Annotated in this window: 13 protein-coding genes; 10 read left to right on the top strand and 3 right to left on the bottom strand. The window is 43.9% G+C overall.

Annotation, left to right across the window (positions count from 1 at the left end):
- Nucleotides 1–101: 101 nt before the first annotated feature.
- On the top strand, nt 102–950 hold the full coding sequence (locus JGK16_RS08420; RefSeq protein ID WP_293190295.1) for an ABC transporter ATP-binding protein: 849 nt from the start codon (nt 102–104) through the stop codon (nt 948–950).
- Nucleotides 951–1,171: 221 nt separating this feature from the next.
- Here JGK16_RS08420 and larC read toward each other — a convergent pair whose 3' ends face one another.
- Nucleotides 1,172–2,656 carry a nickel pincer cofactor biosynthesis protein LarC gene (larC, locus tag JGK16_RS08425; RefSeq protein ID WP_293182461.1) on the bottom strand — a complete coding sequence of 495 codons (1,485 nt, stop codon included), beginning with the start codon at nt 2,654–2,656 and terminating at the stop codon, nt 1,172–1,174.
- Nucleotides 2,657–2,731: 75 nt separating this feature from the next.
- Between larC and JGK16_RS08430 the strand changes: the two genes are divergently transcribed.
- Nucleotides 2,732–3,397: an L-threonylcarbamoyladenylate synthase gene (locus JGK16_RS08430; protein WP_293182459.1), complete on the top strand. Its 666-nt coding sequence runs from the start codon at nt 2,732–2,734 to the stop codon at nt 3,395–3,397.
- Nucleotides 3,398–3,685: 288 nt separating this feature from the next.
- Here the strand turns inward: JGK16_RS08430 and JGK16_RS08435 are convergent, their stop codons facing one another.
- Entirely contained in the window at nt 3,686–3,970 is a 285-nt protein-coding gene (locus tag JGK16_RS08435; protein WP_293182457.1) for a DUF427 domain-containing protein, read from the bottom strand.
- 97 nt (nt 3,971–4,067) lie between these two features.
- On the opposite strand from JGK16_RS08435, the gene recQ reads away from it, so the two are divergent.
- From recQ to JGK16_RS08470, 7 genes are all read left to right on the top strand, one after another.
- The gene (gene recQ / locus JGK16_RS08440; protein ID WP_293182455.1) at nt 4,068–6,263 is read left to right on the top strand and encodes a DNA helicase RecQ; all 2,196 of its coding nucleotides are present in this window, start codon (nt 4,068–4,070) and stop codon (nt 6,261–6,263) included.
- Nucleotides 6,264–6,323: 60 nt separating this feature from the next.
- Nucleotides 6,324–7,457 (top strand): AAA family ATPase, encoded by a 1,134-nt coding sequence (locus JGK16_RS08445; protein ID WP_293182453.1) that lies wholly within the window; start codon nt 6,324–6,326, stop codon nt 7,455–7,457.
- Complete coding sequence (locus JGK16_RS08450; RefSeq protein WP_293190292.1) at nt 7,454–8,167, top strand: hypothetical protein; 714 nt, start codon at nt 7,454–7,456, stop codon at nt 8,165–8,167. The genes JGK16_RS08445 and JGK16_RS08450 overlap by 4 nt, the downstream gene beginning before the upstream one ends.
- Before the next feature lie 349 nt (nt 8,168–8,516).
- Nucleotides 8,517–8,756 carry a DUF2470 domain-containing protein gene (locus JGK16_RS08455; RefSeq protein ID WP_366035287.1) on the top strand — a complete coding sequence of 80 codons (240 nt, stop codon included), beginning with the start codon at nt 8,517–8,519 and terminating at the stop codon, nt 8,754–8,756.
- A gap of 261 nt (nt 8,757–9,017) precedes the next feature.
- Nucleotides 9,018–10,658, top strand: coding sequence for an AAA family ATPase (locus tag JGK16_RS08460; protein ID WP_293182449.1), 1,641 nt, complete (start codon nt 9,018–9,020; stop codon nt 10,656–10,658).
- Between the two features lie 344 nt (nt 10,659–11,002).
- The gene (locus tag JGK16_RS08465; RefSeq protein ID WP_293182447.1) at nt 11,003–12,106 is read left to right on the top strand and encodes a site-2 protease family protein; all 1,104 of its coding nucleotides are present in this window, start codon (nt 11,003–11,005) and stop codon (nt 12,104–12,106) included.
- Between the two features lie 172 nt (nt 12,107–12,278).
- Nucleotides 12,279–13,670, top strand: coding sequence for a hypothetical protein (locus JGK16_RS08470; protein ID WP_293182445.1), 1,392 nt, complete (start codon nt 12,279–12,281; stop codon nt 13,668–13,670).
- A 215-nt stretch (nt 13,671–13,885) separates the two neighbouring features.
- Here the strand turns inward: JGK16_RS08470 and JGK16_RS08475 are convergent, their stop codons facing one another.
- A complete protein-coding gene (locus JGK16_RS08475; RefSeq protein ID WP_293190291.1) occupies nt 13,886–17,554 on the bottom strand; it encodes a PAS domain S-box protein in 3,669 nt (1,222 codons plus the stop codon).
- A 128-nt stretch (nt 17,555–17,682) separates the two neighbouring features.
- On the opposite strand from JGK16_RS08475, the gene JGK16_RS08480 reads away from it, so the two are divergent.
- Entirely contained in the window at nt 17,683–17,862 is a 180-nt protein-coding gene (locus JGK16_RS08480) for a hypothetical protein (RefSeq protein WP_293190290.1), read from the top strand.
- Nucleotides 17,863–18,358 lie beyond the last annotated feature (496 nt).

Here is an 18,358-nt window from a genome sequence, read left to right on the forward strand (position 1 = left end):
TTACCAATTACCAATTACCAATTACCAATTACCAATTACCAATTACCAATTACCAATTACCAATTACCAATTACCAATTACCAATTACCAATTACCAATATATGTCTCAATCAATTCTAGAATTCGATCGCACTTTTTACTCATATCCCTGCACTTCGCGAGTAGCAATTCACGATTTAAGCCTCAAAATCCCGGCGGGGAAGCGCTGCGGGCTCATCGGTCAAAACGGCTGCGGCAAAACCACCTTGTTTCTGCTAGCAAATGGCTTGTACCAACCGCAACAGGGAATCATTCGCTGGGAAGGCGAACCGTTTCGTTACGATCGCAAATCTCTCATGAAACTGCGCCAACAAATCGGACTCGTCTTTCAAAATCCCGAACATCAGTTAGTTGCTTCCACAGTCGAAGAGGATATCTCCTACGGATTGTACAATCTAGGATTGCCAGAATCCGAAATTGCTCAACAGGTAAAAAAGGCGATCGAGCAATTCAACTTAAGCGAACTCGCCCGCGAACCAATCCACAACCTTAGTTTAGGACAAAAAAAGCGCGTTTCCATCGCCGATATCATGGTACTCAAACCCAAACTGCTGCTGCTAGACGAACCTACCGCCTATCTCGATCCGCGCCACACCAAACAACTGATCGGTTTGCTGCAACAAATTCACGCAGCCGGAACCACCATACTTTTAGCAAGTCACGACCTCGATTTCATCTACCGCTGGGCCGATTGGGTGTTTGTGATGGATTGCGGAAAACTGATTCTAGAAGGCACACCCGAAGCCGTTTTTGCCCAGCGGGATGTCTTGGAACAATTGCAACTTGGCGTACCGCTGGCGATCGAGCTAATCGACCAAATAAAGGATCTCATTGACAAAAATCCTAACTCAAAACTGCCCGCTTTCGAGGAATTGCAACAACAAATTTTACAAACCCGCAGACTGCTGTAAAAACCTGTAAAAAACCTTTATGTAAGGTGTCCATTGTGTACCTACTCAAATCAACTGCCAAGGGTGCATCTGGTTTTTGAAGCCTGAAGAAGCATGACCGTATATAAGTTATTAGTTATAATCCCATATTGACTGCGGTCATGCTTCGCCCCTACGGATATATTTGCCTTGCACAGGTCGCTGCACCCACTGTCAACTGTCAACTGTCAACTGTCAACTGTTTAACGATCGTACCAAAGTTGCAGCGCCAACCGATGAACTTCGCGCCAACTAACATTTTTAAGTCTGGCAATTTCCGCACAATCTTCGTATTCCGGCTGTACGTTAACAATCGTTTCTCCCGACTTAGCAACTTTTATTTGCACTTCGCCGTATTCTGTTTGAACTTTCTGGATTTCTCTATCCAAAATAGTTCTCTGTTGAGTCGATCGCCTAATTCCCAGAGTAGTAGTCTCTCGAAACATCACAGCTTCGCAAGCATCCTGAAATTCGGGATGACAAATCACACTTAACAAAACCCCCAGCCGCGACTTTTTCATCACAATTGGTGTAGTAAAAACATCCAGAGCTCCGGCGAGAAACAAAGCATCAAAAACATACCCAATCGCCTGCGGGTTTAAATCATCAATTTGCGTTTCCAAAACACAGACTGTTTCTTGGGAATGGGGCATTGGGCATTGGGAATTGGGCATTGGGAATTGGTTAAATACTTCCTTCTCCCCTCTTCCTTCTTCCTTCTTCCTTCTTCCTTCTTCCTTCTTCCCTCTTCCTTCTTCCTTCTTCCCTCTTCCTTCTTCCTTCTTCCCTCTTCCTTCTTCCTTCTTCCTTCTTCCTTCTTCCTTCTCCCCAATCCAGAGGCGCAAAATATTAGGAATTGCCAGATTTCGCGAACCTGCACCCAAACCAATTAGCTGAACTTGCATCGGTGGCGGCGGGCCAAAAGCAGAGGCGAGAGTACAGGCGATCGCAGTTCCTGTAGGAGTGCACAATTCGCGATCGATTCCATTACTATAAACCGGTACTCGGTGCGTTTCCCACAACCGCATCACAGCAGGCGTAGGTACAGCTAACCTACCGTGGGCCGCCTTCACCGTACCCCCACCAGTCGGCATCGGCGAAAAGTAAAACTCATCAATATCCAACCAATCCAAACCCAAACAAGTACCGACAATATCAACAAGTGCATCCGTAGCCCCCACCTCGTGGAAGTGAACCTCACTGGGGGGAATACCGTGTACGGCAGCCTCTGCATCTGCTAACTTGCCAAATACGGCCAAACTCCAAGCTTCCACCCGCGGAGGCAATTTTGCAGCGACGATAATTTGCTCAATTTCTGGTAAGTGGCGGTGATGAGTGTGGCTAATTTCCGCATCTGCTTCGCCGTGAGTGTGAGAATGTTCTTCCCCGTGATGGTGGTGGCGCGCATCGAAAGTCGGCGATTCAGTTTCCGAGGGATCGAGGGCGGAGTCAGCAGCCAGATTGTTTGATTTTAAAGGCAAATCCGCAGCTAAATCGACATAAAATTTAGTTGCTTGTTGAGTATTCCGGTGAACTAATTCGGCCCGCAATTGGTACTCAGTCGAAATGCCTAGTAAATGGAGTTTTTCGATTAGGTACTCTAAGGGAACGCCCGCGTGTACAAGAGCTCCGAGGCACATATCGCCAGCAATGCCGGTTGGGCAGTCAAAATAAGCTATTTTATTCATTATTAACAATTAATTTTCAACATTGATTGTTTTAGCACATTTGTCGATCGCCCACTTAGCCTGGAATATATTAACATGGCAATTATTTACGGACTCCATCCAGTTGCACCCCAGAAAGACCGAATCGAGAAGATTACAAAAGCTCTCAAAGATGGGGCCGTGATGCTTTATCCCACAGATACAGTTTACGCGATCGGCTGCGATCTCAACTCCAAATCTGCCGTAGAACGAGTCAGGCGGATCAAGCAACTATCCAATGATAAGCCTTTAACATTTATGTGTTCCTCATTGTCAAATATCACCGAGTATGCTGCCGTCACCGATGAAGCATACAGAATCATCAAGCGGTTAATCCCCGGGCCCTACACATTTCTGCTACCAGCTACCAAATTAGTGCCCAAATTGGTAATGAACCCAAAACGCAAAACCACGGGAATTCGCGTTCCCAACCACCCGCTTTGTTTTACACTTCTAGAATCTTTGGGAAATCCGATTATTTCCACATCTGCTCACATTACCACTGATGATGAAGGTGCTGCACCAGTACCTGCTGCAAAAGCAGAAAGCTTTGGCAAAGCTGAACTATTTGACTGTTTTTTAAAGTTAGTAGATATCATTGTCGATGATGATTCCGATCCAGGATATCAAGTTTCTACCATTCTCGATTTAACTGAAAACAAACCAATTGTCGTTCGTCGCGGTTTGGGATGGGAAGCGGCCGCCGCTTGGGAACAAGATTAAAAATTAAGAGGAATTAGACTTGAATTGCAAAACTCGCAAATTATCTTGAATTAATCTCCGTCCATTCTTCAACCCACGGAGGTGGGTTTGGTTTGTATAGACGCGGTTTCAACCGCCCGGTATCATATCATTCTTCAACCCACTGAGGTGGGTTTGGTTTGTATAGACGCGGTTTCAACCGCCCGGTATTATATCAAATTTAATTCAAATAACCCGTAGGGACACAACAACGTTGTGTCCTCTATCTTGACTTGTCTAAATCGTGGCTAAGAAACCTGCGAAAAAGACCTAAGCCTCCACCTTAACTCCTTTCCAAAAAGCAACATATCCTGCAATATTTTTAGCAGCATCTTTCGGAGTAGGATAGTACCAAGCAGCATCCTTATTAACCTGTCCGCCGACTTCAACACTATAGTAACTGGCAACACCTTTCCAACCGCAAGTAGTGTGAGTGCTGCTATCCTTGAAATACTCGCGGTTGATGGCATCCGCCGGGAAATAATAGTTATTATCTACCATTTCGCACTTATCGCTCTCGGCCAAAACGGCACCATTCCAAATTGCTTTCGGCATCGGTTTATCTGCTTAAATTGAGATTCTCAAATATTGTAACTGTATTTGTGCTCAAAAGACCTAGAATAAGGTTGAAGTCAACAACCAATTACTGCAAATGTCAGGGTCGAATCCGCCAACATCTCTCGCGCCCTCATCCCTCGAACAATCCCTCAAACATTTCTTTGGCTATGACTCTTTCCGCCCGGGCCAGCGGGAAATTGTCGAAGCTGCTTTACAACAACGCGATATGATGATTGTCATGCCGACTGGCGGTGGCAAATCTTTGTGTTTTCAATTACCGGCTTTGTTGAAACCGGGATTGACGGTGGTGGTTTCGCCGCTGATTGCCCTGATGCAAGACCAGGTGGAAGCTTTGCAGGATAATGGGATTGGGGCGACTTTTCTCAACAGCACTTTGAGCGCGATGGAAACCCGATCGCGCGAAACAGCAATTCTCGAAGGTAAAATTAAACTACTGTACGTTGCGCCCGAACGCTTGCTGGGCGAGAGATTTTTACCGTTTTTAGATATAGTAGCTTCTAAGTTAGGAATTTCGGCATTTGCGATCGACGAAGCCCACTGCGTTTCAGAATGGGGACACGACTTTCGACCAGAATACAGGCAAATGGAGCGAGTGCGCGATCGCTACCCAGACATCCCCATTATGGGACTAACAGCCACCGCCACCGAGCGCGTCCGCCAAGACATCATCCAGCAGCTAAACCTGCGAAATCCCTACATCCACGTCGCCAGCTTCAACCGCCCCAACCTATACTACGAAGTCCGCCAAAAAACCAAGCACAGTTTTGCCGAAGTCTTGCAAATCATCCAAAAAAAAGGCGGTTCAGGAATCATCTACTGCCTCAGTCGCAAAAAAGTTGACGAAGTTGCCTACAAATTGCAGCAAAGTGGCATCCAAGCCCTACCATACCATGCCGGAATGAGCGATGTAGATCGATCGACCAACCAAACCCGATTCATCCGCGACGACGTACAAGTAATGGTAGCAACAGTCGCCTTCGGCATGGGAATCAACAAACCAGACGTGCGATTTGTAATTCACCACGACTTACCCAAAAACCTAGAAGGATACTATCAAGAATCAGGCCGCGCAGGCAGAGACAACGAACCATCCCACTGCACCTTATTTTTCGGATTCGGCGATGTCAAAACCATCGAATACATCATCGAACAAAAACCCGACGAACAAGAACAAAGAATAGCCCGCCAACAACTACGGCGAGTAATCAACTATGCAGAATCCAGCGATTGCCGCCGCACAGTCCAACTAAGTTATTTCGGCGATTCATTTCCCGGCGATTGCGGCAACTGCGACAACTGTTGCAACAAAAAACCCGTAGAAGACTGGACGCTTGAAGCCATGAAATTTCTTTCCTGCATCGCCAGATGTCAAGAGAAATTCGGGATGAATCACATTATAGACGTGCTGCGGGGTTCCAAAAGTCAAAAAATATTGCAATACCAGCACAACCAACTTTCCACCTACGGCATTGGCAAAGATAGAACTGCCGACGAGTGGAAAAAGTTAAGTCGTTCGCTGATCAACCAAGGTTTTTTAGACGAAAAAACAGACGGCTTTCCCATTTTAAAACTCAACGAGAAAAGTTGGGAAATCATGAAACGCCAGCGCACAGTTGAAATCGCCATTGAAGCGCCGCGGGAAGTACAGGCAAGAACTCGCTCTTTAGCAGTAGAAGTAGAAGGCTTATTTTCCATATTACGAAGTCTCCGCAAACAAATTGCCGACGAACAATTTGTACCGCCTTACGTAGTTTTTGCCGATAGAAGCTTGCGAGACATGGCAGAAAAACGCCCGCAAAATCTCACCGAATTTGAGGAAGTTTACGGCGTTGGTAGCAACAAGCGAGATAAGTACGGCAAAGTTTTCTTAGAGGCTATTCACACTTTTTGCAAAGAACAAGGATTGCCAATCGGTACAGCATCTGCTGATGTCGCAAATCTTCCCACTCTTGCTAATGCTCCATCTTATTCGCAGATGCAAACCTGGGAATTATACCGCCAAGGTTTGACGGTTCAAGCCATAGCCAATGCGCGGGGCATGAGTCCGACTACTATTGCGGGACATCTGGTAGAATTGATGGATATGGGTCGGGAAGTTGATATAAATTTGTTAGTAGAATCGGAAAGCCAACAGGCAATTGTACAAGCAATTGAAGTTGTTGGAGATGAGAGATTGAGAGTAATTTATGAGTATTTGCAAGAACGTTATACGTTTGAGGAAATTAAGTTTGTCCGCGCTTGGTGGCGGCAAAATTATGTCAGCTTTTAACCGCAGATGTCGGCGGATTAACGCTGATGGACGCAGATGATTAATAGATAGGAGCGGAAAATGAGAATTAAGAAAGTAGCTTTTTGCGATCGTGTATTAGAGTGGCGTTTTGAACCAATCTATTTTTCCAATCTTGCCTTGCTAGTTGGGGTATCTGGCGTTGGCAAAACTCAAATACTCAAAGGAATTTCGAGGTTAAAAGAGATAGCAAATGGTGCTTCATTAAATGGCTTAGCGTGGGATATCACATTTTCGACAATAGATGATGATGTGGAGTACCAATGGCAAGGCGAGTTTGAAACGAAAAAAAATCCTGTCATAATTCCTAATCAGGCAGACGAAGCCAGTAACTTTAGGATTGTCCGCGAGCATTTATCTAGAAATGGAGATACAATTATCGAAAGAAACTCTACTGAAATCAAGTTTAAAGGTAACACAACGCCCAAATTATCACCTTTTCAAAGCGCAGTACAAATCTTAAATCAAGAGGAAGATATTTTACCTGTTCAGCAAGGTTTTAATAAAATCATTTATAGTGACAATCTTAGTGTTTCTTTTAATGAAGTTTTTGGTATGCCTCACAGGGTAATATCGATATTTTCAACTAATATTTTCTCACTAGATGATATCAAATCAAGTAATTTACCAATTTTAATCAAAATTGCTTTAATTGCTCGCCATCACCCAGATACTTTTCATGAAATCAAACGCAAATTTATAGATATATTTCCTCAAATTGAAGATATTAAAATAGAAGCAGTCGAAAATGATGACAATCCATTATTTCCGAATTTTCCGATTCAGATCAAAGAGAAAAGTATCAATGATTGGATTTTGCAAAATAACATTTCGTCGGGAATGTTGAAAACGCTAATTCTCATTAGCGAACTGTACTTGTCGCCACAAGGAACTGTAATTCTGATCGATGAATTTGAAAACAGCTTGGGGATTAACTGTATCGATGTTGTTACCGATTTGCTCACGGAAAACCGAAATATTCAATTTATCCTCACCAGTCATCACCCGTACATAATCAACAATATCAGCATGGAATACTGGAAAATAGTAACTCGCAAGGGAGGTGTAGTAACGGTAACTGATGCGAAAGATTTGAACCTGGGAAAATCTAGGCATCAGGCTTTTACACAATTGATTAATCTCGAAGAATATAGCGAAGGAATTAAAGTTGAATGAATTTATATTTTTTAGTCGAAGGGATGCAATCGGAGAGAAAAGTTTATCCAGCTTGGCTAAGTCATCTGTTGCCTGAATTAACACGAGTTCAGAGTTACGATGAGGTGAATGAAAAAAATTATTACCTGATTAGTGGTGAAGGATATCCATCATTATATGATTTTATTCCTCCTTCGATTGAGGAAATTAACTTAAGTGGAAAATACAACTATTTTGTAGTGTGCTTTGATGCGGAAGAAAATACTGTTGCGGAAAGGTACGCAGAAATTTATGATTTTTTAAATCAGGAAAAGCTAGTATTAAAAAATACAGAACTTGTGCTAATTGTTCAAAATCGCTGCTTGGAAAGTTGGCTTCTGGGCAATCGCAATATTTATTCAAGACATCCTCAACATTTAAGAGATCATCAAAGCCAACTTTTATTAGATTTATTAGATTATAATAAGTATTACGATGTTTCCATTGAGTGTCCTGAAAAGATGGGAAGATATCACAAATTTCATACTCACGCTCAGTTTCACGGAGCTTATTTGAGAGCATTATTGGCAGCTAAACATACCACATATTCTAAAACAAGACCCGGAGATGCACTCAAGCCCTTTTATTTGGAACAGCTATTGAAAAGAATTGAAGAGAAGCCAGAACAATTGACGACTTTTCGTCATTTTGTCGATTTTTGTAATAGAGTTAAATCTAAATTGCAGCATTAAATCGCAATAATTACAGAAATTACGCAGAACATCTAGTCGATCGCACCGATCGCTCTCTTAACTATCAAACAATATATCTTCAGGATATTGACAGAATTTATAAAATGTGTTGTTAACTCTCGAATTTTTGTGAAACTAGCTATTTACCCGATCGCCCTTAAATCGCATACAGTCATATAATCCCGCGGATTGAGAGATAACGTGCATACAGTTCGTGGATAACAAACAAATTTACGCATCGATTTGACTCGCTAAAATCATTTGAATTTAATCTTAGCAAATTGCGAAGTATCTTGTCAACTCCGATTCACAGTACAATCGATCGCAATATTGCATATGAGGAATCCCTATGTCAGAAAAGTTTTCCACCGAAATTAGCGATCGCATCTGCACTCACATGAACGACGATCGCGCTAGCGCCGTAGTTTTGTACGCTCAAGCCTACGGTGGCCAACCCGAGGCGACATCAGCTCAAATGCTCGCTATTGATGCCAACGGTATGGATTTAACCGCTCAAGTCAATGACGAAATAGTGCCAGTCAGAGTAAAGTTCGTAGGCGTAAGCCGGGGCGTAGCCATCGCACTTTAGTAGACGCCGAAGATGCTCACCACACTCTCATTGACATGGTGAAACAAGCCCGAAAAGTTGCTAAGTAGCCAAATTATCCCTATTCTGTTATAATTTCAAAGTTCGTTCGTAGTACGGACTTTAGTCCGTTTAAATCCTTGATATGGACTAAAGTCATTACTACAAACCTTGAGTCTGGTGAAATGATTAATAAGGACTAAAGTCCTTACTCCAAACAAAATATTTAATCAAGTTAAATTTACATCTAAGATATCAAATAAAATGACAGAAAAATACCCCAATTCTAAAGAATTAGATGCCCGAAATGGCAGTAAAAATAACCCTTTCGATGCCCTAATCAAGCGACTGGATTTGATGATTCGCGCCCGGTACTCCCTGCTGTACATTGTCGGCGCCGAAGAAGAACCAGTCGAAGCTGTAATTGCCCAAGTAGCGCTGCAAGTAACACCCGCGCGCCGAGTATTGTTCTGGGATATCGTGCGCGGCTGGGAAGATAACGGTTCTGGAAAAGGTTCAGTAATGGCAGCGCTCGATCGCATCGGCAAGACCGCTGTCGAAGAATATACTCTATTTGTACTCCGAGATTTGCACCCAATCTTGAAATATCCCTACAGCAGTACAAGTGCTCCTGTAATCCGGGAATTACGTAATTTAACCAGGGAATTGAAGCGCAGCAAAAAAACGATCGTCCTCACTTCTCACGCGCTAGAATTGCCGGAGGAATTGAAAGAAGAAGTAACAGTAATTGATTTCCCTTTGCCCAACATCCAAGAAATCAATCATTTAATTTCCCACGTTGTGGAAAAGCCGGAACAGTTGCAAGTTAGCGGCTTAGTAAAGGAACAATTAGTTAAAGCTTGTCAAGGTTTGAGCCGCGCTCGCATCGGGCGGGTTTTAGCTAAAGCTTTGGCCGCCAAACAGCAAATTAACGAGTCAGATATTGACGGAGTTTTGGAAGAGAAACAGCAAGCAATTCGCCAAACCGGAATTTTGGAGTTTTGCAACTCCCGAGAATCCTTAAAAAATGTCGGCGGATTGGAGAATTTGAAACAGTGGGTAAAGATGCGGCAAGATGCTTTTACTGACGAAGCCCGCCGCTACGGTATACCCAATCCTAAGGGCGTTTTGTTAGTAGGAATTCAAGGAACGGGCAAATCTTTATCGGCGAAAACTATTGCTTGTGAATGGCGTTTGCCGCTGCTGCGCTTGGATACTGGCAGATTGTTCGGCGGCATTGTCGGGGAAAGCGAAAGCCGGGTTCGGCAAATGATACAATTGGCAGAGGCGATCGCACCTTGCGTCTTATGGATCGATGAAATAGATAAAGCCTTCGGCAACATCATCAGCGGCGGCGACGGCGATTCGGGAACTTCGCGCCGGGTATTCGGCAGTTTGATCACTTGGATGCAGGAAAAAACTAGCCCAGTGTTTATCGTCGCAACTGCAAATAACGTGCGGATTTTGCCCGCTGAGTTGCTGAGAAAGGGCAGGTTTGATGAGATTTTCTTTTTGAATTTACCCTCGGAATCAGAAAGGCAAGATATTTTTAAGGTGCATTTACAGCGTTTGCGCCCCACTAGATTCCGCGACTTTGATTTGGCAATTTTGGCGAAGTCTTCTGAGAATTTTAGCGGTGCGGAAATTGAGCAAGTGGTGATTGATGGATTGTACCGGGCTTTTGGCACTTTTGTGAACGGGCAGCGCCGGGATTTGATGACGGAGGATGTTTTGAGGTCGATCGAGGATACAGTACCATTAGCTGCGATCGCGCGATCGCAAATTGAAGATTTGAAGCACTGGGCTGCCGAAGCAGGTGCGAGAACAGCTTCTAACGATACTCGATTGATTGATGAATTGAAGCGTTACAGCCGGCCGCTGGGTGAAGATGCGATCGATAATTAACTGAATTTCGGTTCGTAGTAAGGACTTTAGTCCTTAATTCAGAGGACTGAAGTCCGAACGATCAAACCGGGTGCATCTGGTTTTTGAAGCCTGAAGAAGCATGACCGCATATAAATTATTAGTTATAATCCCATATTTTCTGCCGTCATGCTTCGCCCCTACGGATATATTCGCTTGCATGGAGATGCACCCTACGAACCTTACTCGACGGTGATTATTCCGCAAACCGAACCTCCCCAGACGGATAACACCCTAATTCAACCATTAACATCTCAGTTACATTTCGTTACGATAAGGAAACAGAGAGCAAAAAACTCTCACCCATAATATCAGAGGTAGCCATTATGAACGGTACATTTCGCGTCGGCAACCTGTTTGGAATTCCCTTTTTTGTCAACGCTTCTTGGTTTTTAGTCCTGGGTTTAGTAACTTGGCAATACGGCGGCGCACTAGCAGCCCTGTTTCCCACATTAGGCCCCGTAGCGCCGTGGCTGCTAGGATTACTCGCAGCCCTGCTGTTATTTGCTTCCGTCTTAGCCCACGAATTAGGACACAGTTGGGTAGCTATCAAACAGGGAATTGGCGTGAAATCGATTTCGCTATTTCTGTTTGGCGGACTGGCTAATTTAGAAAGAGAATCGAAAACCCCAGCCGAAGCATTTTGGGTCGCCATTGCAGGCCCGTTAGTCAGCTTATTTTTGGCTGGTTTGTTAACAGTTATCGGCGTCGGTGCAGCCCTCACAGGCCCAGCCGCAGCCATCGTTCAACTTTTAGCTTCCATCAACCTAGCTTTAGCCTTATTTAACTTAATTCCCGGCTTGCCCCTCGATGGCGGCAACATCCTCAAAGCGATCGTCTGGAAGATTACCGGCAACCCTTACAAAGGCGTAATTTTTGCCAGCCGCGTCGGTCAAATCATTGGCTGGATTGCCATTGCTACAGGCATCTTCGGCAATATTTGGAATCTAGTAATCGGTTGGTTCTTGCTGCAAAATGCCGGTCAGTCTGCACAGTATGCCACAGTCCAAAATGAACTCGCAGGACTCACAGCCGCAGATGCTTTGACTGCCGAAAGCCCGATCGTCCCAGAAAACTTATCCCTCAGAGAATTTGCCAACAACTACGTCATCGGTAGCACTCACACCTGGCGCCGGTTCCTAGTTACCGATGATGCCGGACAATTGGTAGGTGCGATCGACCTTGACGACATGAAAACCATCCCCACCGGAAGCTGGCCCCAAGTTCAAGTTAAAGAGCTCGTGAAGCCGATCGAATTTTCCACCACCGTCAAACCCGAATTGTCCCTCCTCGAAGTCGTCACCCTCCTCGAACAACTCAAAGTCCAAGAACTCCCCGTCACAGGCGAAAACGGCGTCCTAGTCGGGCTTGTAGAAAAAGCTGAGATTGCCCGCCTCCTGCAAAGACGAGCTCAAGCAAACCCTGCTTGACACCCTCAGATACTTGACAAATAACAGTTAACCCCCTCGATTTGCCTTACCAAAAGGGCGATCGGGGGGCTTAACTGTAGCTACCCAAAAGTCAAGTAAAATACTAAATTATTAGCTGCAAAGCAGCAATAAATAACTATAATAGTGTATTGATCATCTGAGCGAGGACGGTATGCCATCTCAGAACGTTACCTCTCAATCCGAAACCCAAGAGTCAAAAGTTCTACCTACTCTAAAAAACAATATATTGCCCGAGGCGCGATCGTCTCAACCAACAGCTCAATTACAAAAATCAGAGCTGACAGTTTTCGCAGCTCAAGAGATCGTTTACAAATTTTTCATATATCACATCAACAACTCGGAACCAGAAGTTAGTCTCCAGGAATTCAAAAAAATCTTTATAGAACTAATTGCTCCAGTTAACCCTAAATTAATTCAATCCCTATACATAATAATTGAATTTAACAGTCAACAAGAATTTAACAACTTATTTAAACGCTGCTCTTACATCTTATTAAATAACTGGATATCCAACAAACAATACGAACTTGCTCGGAAATTAATTACAATTATTAGCGAGAGAACCCTCAGCGAGCCTCACGCAGACAATATTCTCAAAAGACTGAAAGTGTGGCTGACAAACTTTGTCAGCAGCCAAGACTATGAAAACATCAAATTATTTGTATTGAAGTACGGCGACTACCGGCCCGTAGAAAAGCACTGGACTTCTCGCTATCAGCCTTATTTGCTAGCCACTCAATATCTCGATACTAAAAACACCCTCGAAGCACGCCAAACTGCCAAACTCTTGTCCCAGAAGTTAAAAGACAAGTATAAGTTTGACCTAGCAATGTATACATCTCGCTCTCAGTCAGCCACATTCAAATTTAAAAATTATCATAATCCCACACTTTTAGGAGAGGAAGCCCTGCGTTTAATCAAAATAATTTTGGTCAACCGAGGCTCGTTGAACTATCGCAGCTTAGCCAATCTTTTTATCAGTCACAGTCAAAATATTACCTACAAGCAGTTCAAGGAATCTCTGATTAAGTATTTATGTTATTACAATGAAAAAAAAAATAGTTCTGATATTTATCACCAACAACTCATCAATATTTTAGATAATTTTCATCCCCAGAATGACGAAGAAAGTTTGAACAGTAGCCTGTTGCTCAGAACTTGCAATTATCTAATCAAATGTTTGACAGTGGAAAATTCTGGGGAACCAACCGCCTTATTTCTAATTTTCGTGACTCAACTAAATCCTTTAACGCTAGCGATTTTGATGCTAAAGATAATTTTAATCTCACCGTATTCCCAAACCTACTTAGAACTTTGTTTTGCTCGATTAATTGAATACTATCAAGATAACTCCGCTGCTGAATGTCAGTGGCTAATTAAATTTTTAGAAGTTTGCCAGATTGCTCTAACTATTTATGGAGACAATGTTCAATACAATCTAGTGAATATGTCAGACAACAATCAAGAGGAACATTTGTTTATCGACCTCAATAACTGTCGAGTTTTTTCTCAACACAAACAAACACCCAAAAATCGAGATTAGTCATTAGCGCTGTCCCCGCTCGCGAACATTATTAGCGATGTATTCGTAGGGTGCGTCGCCATGAAAAATCCCTAAACTTAATCGGCAATCTGATAGCGACGCACCTTATACCAATTCACTATGAAGGTACACGCTCATACATGGTAAAGTAGAGGAGAGCAAATGTTGATTTTTTCGGGGAGAACTGGTATTAGTCATTAGTCATTAGGTGTACCCTACAGCTCAAATTTTGCAATCAAATCCAGTATCTTTTGATAATCAAAATTATCTAAATAATTCATCATAACTTCGGCAAAAATAGGATTATCGCTGCGAATTTCCTCAATTGTTTTGGCAATAAAATCGAAGTCAGCCTGATGGACTGCCTGTTTGAGATTGCGCGTCCATTCTGGGGAAACTTGCGGCTTAGAGTCCAACGTAAATATTGCAGCACTATCAGATATTTTTTCGGTAACAATAGTTGAACTCTCCGATACATTATTTACTGTAACATATTTATTGATAAGTTCAACAGGGCCGACTCCCGTCACAACTTGAATATCAAATTTGAAGACTGTGCCGCGTCCAACTTCGCTCTGGGCGGTAATGTCACCGCCCATTAATTTGATGAACTCGCGGCTGATACTTAATCCTAAACCTGTACCTTTTTGAACTTTTTGACCAGATGAACTTTGCACGAATAATTCAAATATACTGTCTAATTCCTCGGGGATAATTCCTAACCCTGTATCGGCAATTTCAAAGTAAATAAAAGCATTATTTTTTTGAGCTTCTGATAGATTGATATTATTATTTGGTTCTGGAGATATAGCTACTTCTATTCTGGGTCTTACTGTTACTGAAATTGAGCCTTTTTGGGTGAATTTAACGGCATTATCTAACAAATTAATCAGCACTTGTCGCAACTTAACATCATCAGCTTGTACGTACTGAGGAACATCGGGCGAGCGGTTGACAATTAATTGCAATTCTTTATTTTGTGCGGGAAGTTGAAACATATTTTGCACGTCGCCCAGCAAACGGTACAAGTCAAAGTTTTTTGGGTTGAGTGTCATGCGTCGAGCTTCAATTCTAGATAAGTCTAATATTTGATTAATGAGTTGAAGCAAGTGTTCTCCGCTGCGACGAATAATTTTAATATTCTCTTGTTCCTGCAAAGTTAAATTAGCACTGGGTTCTATTAATTGAGCAAAGCCGAGAATGGCGTTGAGGGGTGTTCGCAATTCGTGGCTCATGTTGGCAAGAAAGATGCTTTTAGCTTTGTTGGCAGCTTCTGCGGCTTCTTTGGCTTGTTTGAGTTCTTGTTCTGCTTGTTTGCGATCGCTAATATCAAGTATTATGCCGTGCCAGACGATATCTCCATTTTCGCGCAATTCTGGGCGAGAATAGCCTTGCAGCCATTTGAGTTTTCCCGATGCTGTCACAATCCGCCACTCGTGGGAAAATGGTTCAAGATTTGTGGCGCTGTTGACAATTGCCTCGAAGTGGCTGGGGCGATCGTCCGGGTGCATTTGTTCGTAGAGTAAAGCAGAGTTGTTTTTGACTTCCTCCGGCTCTAATTCTTGAATTTCTCGGCACATAGGACTGATATATTCCATCTTGACTGAGCCGTCGGGATGTTGCACGAATATGTAAAGTTCTCCGGGAACCGTGATCGCTAATTTGTGAAACAGAGCTTCGCTTTTTTGCAAGGCTAATTGTGCTTGTTTGCGATCGCCAATATCAATCCCAAATCCAAAAAGAAAGTCAAAATTGCCATTTTCATCCAAAACGGGCGTACCGTGCCACTCGACTAACAAACCCCGATCCGACTTGGTGACAATCCGGTGCTCATTAACCGTTTGCGGGCTGGCTTTGACGGCCTTAAAAATCGAGTGCAATCCGGCTCGATCGCCCTCGGGTACAAATATAGCTAAATAATCTTTGCCGATAACTTCTGCGGCAGTATAGCCCACAGCTTGCAGCATACAGTCATTCACCCGCAGGATTTTACCCTCACAGTCGATCGCCACAAAAAATATCGGAGAATTTTCGATAATCTTGAAGTTAAAGTCGCGCTCTTTGCGGATAATTTTTGTAGCTTGCTTGCGCTCCTCAATTTCGATTTCCAAGCGGGCATTGATTTCGGCTAACTCGGTTGTGCGCGAAGCTACTTCAATTTCCAGAGTCCGGTTGTAGTCAGCCAATATTTTTTCTGCTTGTTTGCGATCGGTGATATCTTGAAAAACAATAATCACATACAGGACATTGCCAAGAGCGTCAAACACCGGCATCGATCGCACTTGCAAAGGAATAATTTTCCCACCGAGGCGAATTTCCATATCTTCAACAATCATTGTTGCACCCCTCACAGCCCGTGCAAACGGGGACTTATCGATCGGGTACAGCCGATCGGTGCCTGCTACATAAAGCTGATAAGTTTCTGAGAGCCCTGCTGCGGTTGTACTTGGCATTGCCCTTTTGCCAGTGAGCTCTTCTCCCACCGAATTCATAAAAATAGTGCTACCTGTGGGAGTCAGGGCTGTGACTCCAACGGGCAAGCTTTCTAACAACTTGGCAAATTTTTCTTCACTAGACGCCAAAGCTTCAAAAGATTTTTTCAATTGAGCGGCCATTTCATTAAAAGACTGGGCTAATTTACCGACTTCATCCAGCCTGCTCACACCAACAGTGCGATCGAATTCTCCTTGGGCAATATCTTTAGCTGCTGCGTTGAGACGCAGCAGCGGCAGCGTTACCCACCTAGCTGTCAGAACTCCGGCAATGGTCGATAGCAGTAGCGCGGCCACACAAAGTACAATCGTATTGCGGGTATTTCTGTTAACTTGCCCCATGAAATCGGATTCGGGAACTGCGATCGCAATCAGCCAGTTCAAACCGTAACTATCAGAAAAAGGCACCACTGCCACAAAATAATCCTGCCCGTCTCGGTTAAATTTCAGTTGATGCTGCTGCTTAATCTCGCCAAAGCCCCCGAAGTATTCGTACAAATGCTTAGCTGCGGTACGAATAACAGGAGTTTGGCTGTCTAAAACATTCAGCCGCTCCGGCTGGTGCTTTCCCGACAACTTTCTAAAGGGTGATTCTTGACTCGAACTGGCAACCAGCAAGCCCGATCGTTCGATCGCGAAAATTTCCCCCGTTTTGCTAAACCTGAGGCGATGGAGATATTGCTGAATTTCCAAGATCGAAAAGTCTACCGCACTAACTCCCAGCAATTTACCATTGCGATCGCGAATCGGTTGACTCGCAGCAATAAACACAGTCCCCGGAGTAAAACCGGGGTAAATGCTCGTCCAAATTGGTTTGTTAGCTGCGACAGCTTCTTTGTACCAAGGGCGCTGGCGAGCATCGTAGGTTCCTGCTTCTACTTTTAATTGAACCGTGCGAGTTCCTCTGTTGTCTGTAGCGTAGTAAATGTTCTGAGAGTTGGTAGATTTGTTAGCGACGACAATTTGCAAGCTCTTGTCCTTAGGGTTGCGCCAAATGGCGAGACATTCTCCTGATTTTTCAGAACCGAGGGACATCCACTGAATGCTTTTAAACGATTGCATTTGCTGCCAAAGGAACTTTTCTGCCCGAGGCTGGCGGCTTTCTAACTGTAAGTTTAATTCCTTGCGATCGATCGCTTCAGCGTTGAGTTGATTTACCCAGTGAGTATTTTCGAGAACACCACTCAGCTTTTCTTCAACTCTTTTCCCCGTCTCCCCGATCAATTTCTGGGCGAGCTCTTCGACTGCTCTTTGTCCGTTGCGAAAGGAAAAATATCCGACCATCCCGACTGCTGCGACGATTTGCACCACAAAAGAGCCGACTAGAACGCAGCGCAGAGGTATTTTTGTGGGTTGTCGGACAGTTTGAAAGGCGAATCGGGACAAAGGCATAGGCTGCTGACTAATTGCTCCCTAACACTGTAACTGTTTCGACCCATAATTTCACGTAGGGCGATCGAAGCTGGTTGCTTCGGTGTCAGTCGATTTGAGATTTGAGATTTGAGATTTGAGATTTGGGAATGAACGAGCTCGTGCTGGCGATCGCCAGCACGAGAGTTGCATCAGACAAGATTGGAAAAGTCACTCTCCAATCGGGAAATACATCTGCTTGTCCGTCAAACTTCATCCTGAAATCCCTCGAACCTGTTCCTTTTCCTTCTTCCCTCTTCGTTGTTCGGGTGCATCTGGTTTTGGAATAGGGCGAAGCATGACCGCATATAAGGAGGGAGCATCTCAATTTGGCATTTACAGTGCGAGCGTCCCCGCTCGCGTGCTTGTTTGTACAAGCACGCGAGCGGGGACGCTCGCACTACGATAAAAAATGCTTCTTGCAAAACTGAGATGCTCCCTATAAGGAATGAGAATTAAATAACTTACAATTTTAATGATTGTGGGATGGGCGTCCCGCCCGTCTATAAGGGACGGGCGGGACGCCCATCCCACTTTTAAGAGTGTAAGTTATTAAATTTTCGTTCCTAAGTTATTAGTTATCATCTCATATTGACTCTTGTCATGCTTCGCCCCTACGGATATATTCGCCTTGCACAAGCCGCTGCACCCCGTTGTTCGAGCAACTGTCAACCGTCAACTATCAACTGTCAACTATCAACAGCTACGCGGAAAATCCCCCGCTTGTCCAAACGGATATAGCGAGGGGCGAGAATAGGTATTCTCAGAAAATATAAAGTAGTAGCA

The sequence above is a fragment of the Microcoleus sp. PH2017_09_SFU_O_A genome (genome assembly GCF_020738625.1).
GTDB lineage: Bacteria > Cyanobacteriota > Cyanobacteriia > Cyanobacteriales > Microcoleaceae > Microcoleus.